Source organism: Microcystis sp. M53603_WE2 (assembly GCF_030065435.1).
On the sequence record NZ_JASJFF010000564.1, the window covers coordinates 1 to 8154 of the forward strand.

Here is an 8154-nt window from a genome sequence, read left to right on the forward strand (position 1 = left end):
CCAATGCCCTGAACCGATGGGAACGGTAGATTTATTGACGATGACTTTATAACCACCGTTGAGATGGGCGCCAATACCCCGGGCCACCGCTTCCACATAACGGGTGTCACTTTCTCCAGTGGGTAGTGCTGGTGTACCAACAGCGATAAAGAGGATTTCGCCGTGTTTAACTCCCGCTTCTAGATCTGCGGAGAATTCCAGATTGCCGGAGGCTGCCGAAGACTGCATTAATTCCGATAACCCCGGTTCATAGATGGGGGATTGTCCCGATTTCATCAATTTGACTTTTTCTTCATTGTTGTCAATACAGATAACATGATGGCCGATATGTGCTAGGCAAACCCCAGTGACTAAACCCACATAACCCGTTCCGATAACACAAACACGCATGATAATCACTCCAGTGACAATTAGGTTAAATTTATTGATTAGGGATTAGCTTAGACGAGAACGGAAATCCTCGATCGTCATTTTTAAACCCTGACTTAGAGGAATAGTTGGACTCCAATCCAGATAAGTTTTAGCACGAGTGATATCCGGTTGTCGTTGCTTGGGATCATCTTCCGGCAGTGGTTGATAGACCAATTCCGCCTCGGGATTAATCATGCCTTGGATCACTTGTGCTAATTCCAGAATTGTGTATTCGTCGGGATTGCCTAAATTAACCGGTCCGATAAAATCCCCATTCATCAAACGCATTAACCCTTCCACCAAGTCAGAAACATAGCAAAAACTGCGGGTTTGGGAACCTTGACCATAAACCGTTAGGGGTTGACCGCGCAAAGCTTGTACGACGAAATTACTCACCACTCGACCATCGTTTTCCAGCATTCGCGGGCCGTAGGTGTTGAAAATCCGGGCCACCCGGATATCGACTTTATGCTCCCGATAATACTCAAAAGCCAGGGTTTCCGCTACCCGTTTACCCTCGTCATAACAGGAACGCGGTCCGATGCAGTTGACATTACCTCGATATTCTTCCGTTTGCGGATGCACATCGGGATCGCCATAGACTTCTGAGGTAGAAGCGAGCAAAAATCGCGCTTTTACCCTTTTAGCTAGGCCTAGCATATACATGGTCCCTAAAACATTGGTTTTAATCGTTTTTACGGGGTTATATTGATAGTGGATTGGGGAAGCAGGACAGGCCAGGTGATAGATCTGATCGACTTCTAAACGGATCGGCTCGGTGATATCGTGACGAATTAGCTCAAAATAAGGATTTCCTAGCCATTTAACGATATTTCTGCGCGTCCCTGTATAGAAGTTATCCAGACAGATCACTTCATGACCCTGTTCCATCAAGCGATCGATTAGATGGGAACCGATAAAACCTGCACCACCCGTAACTAGGATTCTCATGTAATCGCAAAGTAAACATATAAAATTATTCTTAAAATACCCTTACGCTGGTTTTTTGGCAAATATTTTTTTTGACGGGGTGTTGAGTATCAGTGATCAGTGATCAGCGATCGCCGATTCAAGGCTAATGGCTGAATAATGGCTCGGTAATCCTTAAAATGGAAATAACACGCAAATTTGAGGCTAGATTATGAACAGTGGCGAGCAAAATAAGCTATTTATCCTGATTGATGGGCATTCTTTGGCTTTTCGTGCCTATTATGCCTTTGCTAAGTCTCGTTCTGGTCCTCTGCGTACTTCTAGCGGCATTCCCACCAGTGTTTGTTTTGGGTTTTTAAACTCTCTGATGCAGTTACTAGAAACTCAAAAACCCACTTATTTAGCGGTCGCTTTTGATTTAGCCGCTCCTTCTTTTCGCCATGAAGCTGATGTCAATTATAAGGCGAATCGGCAAGAGACTCCCGAAGAATTTCGCCCCGATTTAACTAATCTCCAAAGTCTCTTGGCAGCGATGAATATTCCTATTGTGACTTCTCCGGGTTATGAAGCAGATGATGTTTTAGGAACTTTGGCAAAACAGGCCGGCGATAATGGTTATACAGTCAAGATTTTAACAGGCGATCGAGATTTATTCCAATTGGTAGATGAGGAGAAAAAAACCACGGTTCTCTATCTGGATATTAATGCGGTCAAAAGTACATCGGGACAGGGTTATACAGAATTTAATTCCCAAGCTGTCACGGAAAAGTTAGGGGTGACACCAAAACAGGTAGTAGATTTTAAAGCTCTTTGCGGTGATAAGTCTGATAATATACCCGGGGTGCGCGGAATTGGCGAAAAAACAGCGATAGATTTATTAAAAAAATACGATAACTTAGACGATATATATACCAATCTGGAATCGATTAAGGGAATGGTAAAAACTAAATTATTAGAGGGAAAAACCGCCGCCGAAAGTTCTCGCTATTTAGCCAAAATTGCCCTTGATGCCCCCGTTAGTCTCGAGGAAGAGAAATTTCGTCTCCGAGGTTTTGATCGGCGTTTAGTTAAAGCTTTATTGGCAAGATTGGAGTTAAAGAAAATTCTCCAGAAACTCGATCAAATTCAACAGTATCTAGGTGGCACTCCTACCCTAGAATTAACTAGCGATGCTGATTCTAATCAATTGTCTCTGTTTGATTTACCCCCTATTTCTCCACCGGTTCTAATTGCTCCGGAAATTATTGATACTCTTCCTAAGTTAGATGCTTTACTGGCAAAATTAACAACTTTCACTAATCCACATTTTCCTGTCGCTTGGGATACCGAAACCACGGATTTAAATCCTCGTGTAGCCAAATTGGTCGGGATCGGTTGCTGTTGGGGAAAAGAATTAAATGCTATGGCCTATATTCCTATCGGCCACCAGAGCGGTGATAATTTAAATCTAGAGATAGTCCTCGAAAAATTACGCCCAATTTTAGCGGGTGATAATTATCCGAAAGTCTTCCAGAATGCGAAATTTGATATTGATGTTTTTTATCATCAAGGAATTACCGTTAAAGGTTTAGTTTTTGATACTATGGTGGCTAGTTATGTCCTCCATCCCGAACTAACTCATAATCTCGAAGATTTATGCGATCGCTATTTAGACGGTATCACTTCCCTTAGTTATAAAAGTCTCGGTATTCCTGGGGGAAAAACCATCGCTGATTTAGATATTGCCACCACTGCTAACTACTGTGGATTAGATGCCTATGCTACCTATTTACTTCGAGAAAAATTACAGGCAGAATTAACTAAAATTCCCCCTTTGTATCAATTATTCTCTGAAATAGAATCTCCCCTCGTCATGGTGCTGTGGCAGATGGAAAATTATGGTATAAAAATTAATGTCAATTATCTAAAAAACTTGTCCCAGCAACTAGAAAGAGACTTAGCAGACATAGAAAAAAAAGCCTATGAATCTATCGGAGAAACTTTTAATCTTAGCTCTCCTAAACAGTTAAGTGAAATCCTCTTCGATCGATTGGCACTCAATCGCAAAAAATCCAGAAAAACTAAAACAGGTTACTCTACCGATCAAAGTGTTTTAGAGAAACTACAAGGAGATCATCCCTTAGTTGATTATATCCTTGAACATCGCACCTTATCCAAATTAAAATCCACCTATGTGGATGCTTTACCGAAATTAGCCGAACCAAAAACCGCAAGAGTACATACAGATTTTAATCAAACCATCACCAGCACCGGACGCTTATCATCCTCCAATCCTAACCTGCAAAATATACCCATTCGCAGTGAATTTTCCAGACGAATTCGTCAAGCTTTTATTCCCGAAGATGGTTACTTATTAGTATCAGCGGACTACTCACAAATCGAGTTAAGAATTCTCGCTCATCTCAGCCAAGAACCAGTTTTATTAGAAGCGTATCGTAGTAATCAAGATGTTCATAAAGTCACCGCTCAATTGCTCTTTGATAAAGGGGAAATTACCCCAGAAGAACGCAGTTTAGGAAAAACAATTAACTTCGGGGTTATTTATGGCATGGGAGCGCAAAAATTCGCCCGTGAATCGAAATTAACCGTAGAACAGGGCAGAAAATTTATTGAAAAATATCATCAACGTTATGCCCAAGTATTTGAGTATTTAGAGAATAGCAAAAAACAAGCGATCGCTCAGGGATATGTGGAAACAATTTTGGGCAGAAGACGTTATTTTAACTTCGATAATCCCCTCTTAAAAAGACTGCGGGGACTGTCCTTACACGACATCGATTTAGATAGCCTCAAACTCAACAACGAGGAAGCACAATTATTAAGATCGGCTGCTAATGCCCCCATTCAGGGTTCCAGTGCTGATATTATTAAAGTAGCGATGGTAAAATTGGCTGAGGTACTGCAAAATTATCGAGCGAGATTACTGCTGCAAGTCCATGATGAATTAGTCTTGGAAGTACCGAGGGAAGAATGGCCATCCCTAGAGTCAAAAATCAAGACTACTATGGAAGAAGCTGTCTCCTTGACGATCCCTCTCTTGGTAGAAATTAAAGCTGGTGACAATTGGATGGAAACCAAATAAAACTATGATCGAAAACAGACAATTTTTAACCCCAGAAGAATCCGCAGATGTGGACGCTGCCCTCTTAACTTCTCCCGAAAAATTCCTGACTCGTTTAACGATTTCTTCCCTACGCTTACTAAAAATAATCGCCGAAGATACGGGAGTAACCCTAGAAGAACTAACCCATAAACAGGTCATTCAATGGCTAGAAAAAGATAGTCAACTGCGTCGGGAACAGGGGATCGAAGCGGCAGTGCTGAAATGGTAAATAAACTCTTAAAAAATCAGCTACCCCTGACAATTTATGCTAGTTTTTAGCTATAAAGTTACTGGAGTTACAACAATGACAATTACCCTAAAAGTGCCTAGTATTGCCTGTGAAGGTTGCGCTAATACCATTACTAAAGCGATTAATAATCAGCAACCAGCAGCCCAAATATCGGTGGATGTAGCCAATAAAATCGTCACGGTAGAAACCACCGCATCCCCCGCAGAAATTGCCCAATGGATCAGCGAAGTCGGCCATACTGTTGAGTCTAGCAGTGAGGGTTGACATCCTCTCCCGTTAAAAATATACCTCTGGTAAAAATCAAGGGTAGTTCTATTTTTGTGTTCATCAGATTAGTTTTACTCCCAAGCTTTCTAGTTGTTGGTTTATCCAAGCGGTTGCCGTTTCTTCATCGGTTTCTATCGCTTAGGCGTTAAATTTTCCCCCCTTTTTAAGGGGGGATTAAGGGGGGATCGAAAGATTTAGCTGCTCACAAACCGCCTCAAAATTTCTTAATACCTGCGAATTCGTGAATCTAATAACTTTTAATCCATAGCTTTCTAATCGCGCAGTTCTCTCTTTATCATAGGCTTTTCCCTCATCCGTAAAGTGAGTATCTCCATCAATTTCAATCACAAGTTTGAGGCTAGGGCAATAAAAATCAACAATGAAATGATCAATGGGGCGTTGTCTTAGGACTTTGAATTTGAAATTTTTTAGATAGGAATACCACAGCTTTTTCTCTGCTAAGGTCATGTTCTTTCGCAGTTCTTTCGCTCTGGCTACTAGGGCAGTATTATAAGGTAGATGAAAGTCGCTGTTGTTTAGGTTCATTGATCCCCCCTACCCCCCTTAAAAAGGTTCATTGATCCCCCCTACCCCCCTTAAAAAGGGGGGAAATGTCTAAGGATTCTAGTTGTTGGTTTATCCAAGCGGTTGCCGTTTCTTCATCGGTTTCTATCGCTTTTTCTACTCCTATTTTAGCAATTTCTAATAGTTCTTTGGATTTTGCTTTTAAAGCACTCTTAGAGTAAAGGTGCGATCGCTTTTAAAAGTTCTGTTAATTTATTTTCAACTATGTCCCATACCACATCCAAATCAAGCTGATCGTATTTATGAACAATGACATCTCGCATTCCAGCCATTTCTCGCCAAGGAATTTCTGGATGTTGTTGACGGAAGATTACAGAAAGACGTTTAGTCGCTTCACCAATAATGGTAATTTGGTAGAGGATGGCCGACAATTTTTCATCATTGGTTTCCAATTCTGATTTACCGATACCATCAGTATAGCGCAAAATACGTCTGATAGCATTTACAATGTCGATTAGAGATTCTTGATCACGAGGCATATATAATCTGTGCTGATTCTAAAATGTTTTTACATCTTAGCCAGTTATCACTCCGTTTGAGTGCTGCTTTCACAATTAAATCTACTTTTCGATCAAAAATTGCTTGCAGTTCATCGCGCATTTGTAGGGTTTCGGTTAAACCTCGTTTAGCAGTTGGGGAAAAGGTAATTAAAATATCAATATCGCTATCTGAACGGAAATCTTCGCGTAAAACTGAACCAAATAATGCCAATTCGGTGACTTGCCACTTTTGACAAAATCCTTTAATTTGTTCCATTGGTAGATTTATTTTTGTGTTCATCAGATTAGGTTTACTCCCAAGCTTTCTAGTTGTTGGTTTATCGAAAAGGATCGATTACGATTAGAGGTAAAAGGAACAACCATTACATCATCTAAAATTTGATTAATATCATTAGCTGATACGATAACAGCAGCAGGAAGCTTAAACTGTTGAAATTGACTGGATGGCATGGGTACTTGACACAATACTACATCACCCTTTTGTAATTTCATCGGCAAAAATCTCGTCGTAGATGTCATGATCAGAACTAACCCATTCTTGATAAGCTTGAGAGGTAATTTGTTCAGTAAAGTTAAGTGTATTTGGGTTGTTATTTTGTAATTTTACTGCTAACTCTAACAATGGTCTTAATTGTTCATCGGAGAGATTTTGTGTTACTAAAGATAGTTTTTGTTTAATATTCATGGGTGGTTAGTCCAATTAATAGCTGTTACAATTATAATCTGTTTACTGTTGTTCATAGTCTGTAATAATGCTTTGAATATCCTTTACCGCCATATCAACTTGTTCAGATTTCGTGTAAATAGTTAACAGAATGATTGCCGTTGCAGTTTTGACGTAATAAATTAAACGGTATCCCCCACTTTTGCCTTTTTGAATATCACTATTTCGGACTCTCAACTTGAAGACAGTATAACCAATACTAGGTATTTTATCGCCAGGTAATTCTCCTTGCTCAAGTTGTTCAATCATAGGTTGAATATCATCTCGAATACTGCGATATTTCTTAGCAAGAGTGCGGAGATTTCACTTGAATGTTGCCGAGGCTAAAACTTGAATTATCGGTTGATTAGTCATCTTCTAACCCTTCCCAAAGTTGAGAAACGGGAATGGTTTGTCCTGTCATGGCTTCATGCCAAGCTTGCCGAAAGTCTGCTAAAATTTCTGCTTGAGATGTATCTTGGGTTTCCTCCTCTGGGATGAGAATAATAACTTCTACACGGCTGTTTTTGTCTATGATTAAAGGATGATCTAGGGTGAGTTGTCCTTGTTCATCAATGGTTGCCATAACCTTGAGTGCTTTCATGTTTCTCTGCTTGAGTGGGTTAGTTCAATATCTAAATGCTGCTAATTTTCCCAAAGTTTTACCTGCTCAGAATCTTTTCTAGTTCTTTAACTAAAAATGGTAAATCATTTTTAACGGTATTCCAAACAATATCTTCATCAACATTTAAGTAATCGTGTACTACTTTGCTCCGCATTCCGACGACTGCTTGCCAAGGAATTGTTGGATAATTCTCCCGAAAGTCTGGTGATACACGACGCGCTGCTTCTCCGATAATTTGCAATAAATGGGTGAGGGATAACCGTAAAAGTTCGTTATTATCAAAATCTTCTCGACTGACACCTTCTACAAAGCTAAGTGCTTTATTTGCTGTGTCAATCATGTGTTCAACATACACTTGATTATCTTTCTGCGACATAACACACCTCTGCTGTTGCTAAAACACGCTCACGAATATGATGATTAAGAGATTTGATGGTAACGAGATCAATAGTACGTCCATCAAATAATTGAGATAGTTCTTCTTGAATTTGATGAAGTTTGAGAAAACTAGGGGTAAAACCAAGTTCAAACTCAACGAGCATATCAATATCACTATCTGCGGTGAAATCATCTCGTAAAACTGAACCAAATAAGGAAAGTTTATGAATATGCCAATGTTGGCAAAGTTGTGAGAGTTTTTCTTGAGGAATTTTCATATTTTTGTGTTGATCAGATTAGGTTTACTCCCAAGCTTTCTAATTGTTGGTTTATCCGAGCAGTTGCCGTTTCTTCATCGGTTTCTAATAAAGGGTCTATTTAGAGATTTTTTGCAACTTCATC

Annotated in this window: 13 protein-coding genes and 2 pseudogenes; 4 read left to right on the top strand and 11 right to left on the bottom strand. The window is 39.9% G+C overall.

Translation table 11 applies throughout. The features are described 5' to 3' along the window. Positions 1-390: pseudogene (locus PX481_RS11800) on the bottom strand (UDP-glucose 6-dehydrogenase); the annotation flags it as partial. Positions 391-435: 45 nt separating this feature from the next. Then, the gene (locus PX481_RS11805) at positions 436-1362 is read right to left on the bottom strand and encodes a UDP-glucuronic acid decarboxylase family protein (RefSeq protein WP_002759994.1); all 927 of its coding nucleotides are present in this window, start codon (positions 1360-1362) and stop codon (positions 436-438) included. Positions 1363-1552: 190 nt separating this feature from the next. On the opposite strand from PX481_RS11805, the gene polA reads away from it, so the two are divergent. Genes polA through PX481_RS11820 form a run of 3 tightly spaced genes read left to right on the top strand, consistent with a single transcriptional unit; the run spans position 1553 to position 4958 of the window. Then, a complete protein-coding gene (gene polA / locus PX481_RS11810) occupies positions 1553-4423 on the top strand; it encodes a DNA polymerase I (RefSeq protein WP_288094627.1) in 2871 nt (956 codons plus the stop codon). A gap of 4 nt (positions 4424-4427) precedes the next feature. Beyond that, complete coding sequence (locus PX481_RS11815) at positions 4428-4673, top strand: NDH complex assembly factor CRR9 (RefSeq protein ID WP_002746191.1); 246 nt, start codon at positions 4428-4430, stop codon at positions 4671-4673. Between the two features lie 36 nt (positions 4674-4709). Beyond that, positions 4710-4958: a heavy-metal-associated domain-containing protein gene (locus tag PX481_RS11820; RefSeq protein WP_002759990.1), complete on the top strand. Its 249-nt coding sequence runs from the start codon at positions 4710-4712 to the stop codon at positions 4956-4958. Between the two features lie 177 nt (positions 4959-5135). Here the strand turns inward: PX481_RS11820 and PX481_RS11825 are convergent, their stop codons facing one another. Further along, positions 5136-5507 carry an endonuclease domain-containing protein gene (locus tag PX481_RS11825; RefSeq protein WP_002759989.1) on the bottom strand — a complete coding sequence of 124 codons (372 nt, stop codon included), beginning with the start codon at positions 5505-5507 and terminating at the stop codon, positions 5136-5138. 65 nt (positions 5508-5572) lie between these two features. Between PX481_RS11825 and PX481_RS11830 the strand changes: the two genes are divergently transcribed. Further along, the gene (locus PX481_RS11830; protein ID WP_288027527.1) at positions 5573-5707 is read left to right on the top strand and encodes a hypothetical protein; all 135 of its coding nucleotides are present in this window, start codon (positions 5573-5575) and stop codon (positions 5705-5707) included. On the opposite strand, the gene PX481_RS11835 is transcribed toward PX481_RS11830, so the two are convergent. The 8 genes and pseudogenes from PX481_RS11835 to PX481_RS11870 form a co-directional block, all read right to left on the bottom strand. After that, positions 5699-6025: a HepT-like ribonuclease domain-containing protein gene (locus PX481_RS11835; protein ID WP_002789521.1), complete on the bottom strand. Its 327-nt coding sequence runs from the start codon at positions 6023-6025 to the stop codon at positions 5699-5701. The two genes, PX481_RS11830 and PX481_RS11835, sit on opposite strands and share 9 nt — an antisense overlap. Then, positions 6015-6302: a nucleotidyltransferase family protein gene (locus PX481_RS11840; RefSeq protein ID WP_002789522.1), complete on the bottom strand. Its 288-nt coding sequence runs from the start codon at positions 6300-6302 to the stop codon at positions 6015-6017. Before PX481_RS11840 ends, PX481_RS11835 begins: the two co-directional genes overlap by 11 nt. A 23-nt stretch (positions 6303-6325) precedes the next feature. After that, positions 6326-6565 (bottom strand): type II toxin-antitoxin system PemK/MazF family toxin, encoded by a 240-nt coding sequence (locus PX481_RS11845; protein WP_353852191.1) that lies wholly within the window; start codon positions 6563-6565, stop codon positions 6326-6328. Further along, positions 6519-6731 carry a hypothetical protein gene (locus tag PX481_RS11850; protein ID WP_287999574.1) on the bottom strand — a complete coding sequence of 71 codons (213 nt, stop codon included), beginning with the start codon at positions 6729-6731 and terminating at the stop codon, positions 6519-6521. Before PX481_RS11850 ends, PX481_RS11845 begins: the two co-directional genes overlap by 47 nt. A gap of 42 nt (positions 6732-6773) precedes the next feature. Further along, positions 6774-7124 (bottom strand): annotated as a pseudogene (locus PX481_RS11855) (type II toxin-antitoxin system RelE/ParE family toxin). After that, complete coding sequence (locus PX481_RS11860; protein ID WP_002754695.1) at positions 7117-7353, bottom strand: type II toxin-antitoxin system RelN family antitoxin; 237 nt, start codon at positions 7351-7353, stop codon at positions 7117-7119. Before PX481_RS11860 ends, PX481_RS11855 begins: the two are co-directional and overlap by 8 nt. Positions 7354-7411: 58 nt before the next feature. Beyond that, the gene (locus PX481_RS11865) at positions 7412-7750 is read right to left on the bottom strand and encodes a HepT-like ribonuclease domain-containing protein (RefSeq protein WP_150976183.1); all 339 of its coding nucleotides are present in this window, start codon (positions 7748-7750) and stop codon (positions 7412-7414) included. Then, positions 7734-8030: a nucleotidyltransferase family protein gene (locus tag PX481_RS11870; protein WP_287999578.1), complete on the bottom strand. Its 297-nt coding sequence runs from the start codon at positions 8028-8030 to the stop codon at positions 7734-7736. Before PX481_RS11870 ends, PX481_RS11865 begins: the two co-directional genes overlap by 17 nt. Between the last annotated feature and the right edge of the window lie 124 nt (positions 8031-8154).

What these genes read in the sequence shown, in the direction of transcription:
- PX481_RS11805 (WP_002759994.1), bottom strand. Translation starts at nt 1,362, where the DNA reads ATGAGAATCCTAGTTACGGGTGGTGCAGGTTTTATCGGTTCCCATCTA.
- polA (WP_288094627.1), top strand. Translation starts at nt 1,553, where the DNA reads ATGAACAGTGGCGAGCAAAATAAGCTATTTATCCTGATTGATGGGCAT.
- PX481_RS11815 (WP_002746191.1), top strand. Translation starts at nt 4,428, where the DNA reads ATGATCGAAAACAGACAATTTTTAACCCCAGAAGAATCCGCAGATGTG.
- PX481_RS11820 (WP_002759990.1), top strand. Translation starts at nt 4,710, where the DNA reads ATGCTAGTTTTTAGCTATAAAGTTACTGGAGTTACAACAATGACAATT.
- PX481_RS11825 (WP_002759989.1), bottom strand. Translation starts at nt 5,507, where the DNA reads ATGAACCTAAACAACAGCGACTTTCATCTACCTTATAATACTGCCCTA.
- PX481_RS11830 (WP_288027527.1), top strand. Translation starts at nt 5,573, where the DNA reads ATGTCTAAGGATTCTAGTTGTTGGTTTATCCAAGCGGTTGCCGTTTCT.
- PX481_RS11835 (WP_002789521.1), bottom strand. Translation starts at nt 6,025, where the DNA reads ATGCCTCGTGATCAAGAATCTCTAATCGACATTGTAAATGCTATCAGA.
- PX481_RS11840 (WP_002789522.1), bottom strand. Translation starts at nt 6,302, where the DNA reads ATGGAACAAATTAAAGGATTTTGTCAAAAGTGGCAAGTCACCGAATTG.
- PX481_RS11845 (WP_353852191.1), bottom strand. Translation starts at nt 6,565, where the DNA reads ATGACATCTACGACGAGATTTTTGCCGATGAAATTACAAAAGGGTGAT.
- PX481_RS11850 (WP_287999574.1), bottom strand. Translation starts at nt 6,731, where the DNA reads ATGAATATTAAACAAAAACTATCTTTAGTAACACAAAATCTCTCCGAT.
- PX481_RS11860 (WP_002754695.1), bottom strand. Translation starts at nt 7,353, where the DNA reads ATGAAAGCACTCAAGGTTATGGCAACCATTGATGAACAAGGACAACTC.
- PX481_RS11865 (WP_150976183.1), bottom strand. Translation starts at nt 7,750, where the DNA reads ATGTCGCAGAAAGATAATCAAGTGTATGTTGAACACATGATTGACACA.
- PX481_RS11870 (WP_287999578.1), bottom strand. Translation starts at nt 8,030, where the DNA reads ATGAAAATTCCTCAAGAAAAACTCTCACAACTTTGCCAACATTGGCAT.